Source organism: Prevotella sp. HMSC073D09 (assembly GCF_001814145.1).
Taxonomy (GTDB): Bacteria; Bacteroidota; Bacteroidia; order Bacteroidales; family Bacteroidaceae; genus Prevotella; species Prevotella conceptionensis.
This window is the reverse complement of record NZ_KV815151.1, coordinates 1-1,663: the sequence shown is the minus strand read 5'-3', so window position 1 is coordinate 1,663 and position 1,663 is coordinate 1. Positions and strand designations below refer to the sequence as shown.

The 1,663-nt window shown below is 53.5% G+C and carries 1 protein-coding gene and 1 pseudogene; both read left to right on the top strand.

The window, feature by feature from the left end:
- Positions 1-368 (top strand): annotated as a pseudogene (locus HMPREF2955_RS14665) (hypothetical protein); the annotation flags it as partial.
- Positions 369-370: 2 nt separating this feature from the next.
- The coding region (locus HMPREF2955_RS14660) for a DUF8202 domain-containing protein (protein ID WP_246830184.1) at positions 371-1,663 on the top strand (1,293 nt) is incomplete at its 3' end.

Genomic DNA, 1,663 nt, shown 5'->3' with positions numbered 1-1,663 from the left:
AGGTAGCCGCGCGACTCTACCTGCTGAGCGACCTTTATATGGGTGCTGGTGTGGGCATGAGCATCCCGCTCAATCCTGGCGGCATCGACTTTTCGAGCAATCGTGCAGCCCTATACGTTTCGGTGGACAAACTCACACAGGAACATTTAAGAGAAACATTTCGGGCACGCTTGCACGTGATGCCCCTGCTCAAGATAGGCTACTCGTCGTTTAAAAACGGCATCGAAGCCAGCCTGCAATACGGTTTCGGCTTTACGGACCTTATCAAGACGAACGAGAACCCTTACGGCTATCACAAAACCACGAACAACAGTCACCTGCTTTTGCTGACGGTGGGCTATACCATTCCCCTAACCAAACAGAAATGACGATGAAACAATCCACACTCCATCTTTCAAGCATACTTGTTCCGCTCTTGTGCGTTGTATCCATAACGGCAAGTCGGGCACAAGCGCAACCCCAAGCGCAAATACAACCGAAACTGGAATGCCAAGCCCCTGGCGGAGTGGCAGGTTTTGTTAAATGGGCAAGCGGTAACGACAATACCCCTGTACGCCTTACCGGTGCTGGCGGCCTGACCTTTATCGGTGTAGGGAAAATACAGAAAGCGGGCGAACAGCTGCTATGGAATGTCAGCACACAAGCGGGAAAAACCGAACGTGTGCAGACCACGGCCCGCACCGCCAACCTTGCCAAGGGCACTTTTATGAACTACACCGGGCGCGATACCTTGCCACAACTGCGCCTGTACGCTTACAGCACCTCATCTGCAAGCGGTACGCGCGGCACGCTCAATGTGGGTGGGATGACCAAAGAAAAACTCCCCATCAAGAGCTTAAAGAACGGCATGGAGGAATATGTGGTCTACGCCCGCGCCCTCACCGCCGCCGAACGCATGCGCGTGGAGAGTGCCCTCGCCCTTCGCCACGGCATCACCCTTGCCCATTCCTACCTCAATTCCAAAGGCCAAACCATCCGCAACTATTATCGGCTTAAAGCGTACAACCACCGCGTTGCCGGCATCATCGGCGACGCCACCTCGAAACTCCACCGCACCACGGGCGAGAGTAGCGAGAATGAAGCCGTCGTCAAAGTATCTGCAAGCTCAATAAACGAAGGCGCAAGCTACCTTTGGGGCGACAACGCCAAGCAACTCTCTTTTACTGCCGACAAAGGTAATGGGAAATGGATGCAGCGATGCTGGGCAGCCACAACGACAGGACAGCCCGCAGAACATCTCACCTTGACTTTCGACACCCGAAGCATCCATCAACTGCAACCACTTGAAAAGGACGAGTGTTACTACCTCGCCGTAGACAACAGCGGCACAGGAAAATTCCCCGTCGGGCAAATCCGCTATTACAAGGCACAGGACAGCCATACCGACAGCATCGTCTTTGCAGGCATTGCCGCCGATGCGGGGGAAAGCATTTTTACGCTTCGTGCCGCTAAAGACTTCTTTGCAACCGTTGAAATTGCACGGCCCCGCTGTTCCACAGCGCAAAAAGGACAGGTTAAAGTGCTTTTCACAGGCGGCACTGCTCCATATAATGTTACGATAAGCCTTGATGGAAAAGCATGCTACAGCCAATCCACAAGTGACAGCCTTATCACCGTTTCCAACCTGCAACAAGGCAAATACACGATTGCCGCCAAAGACCAT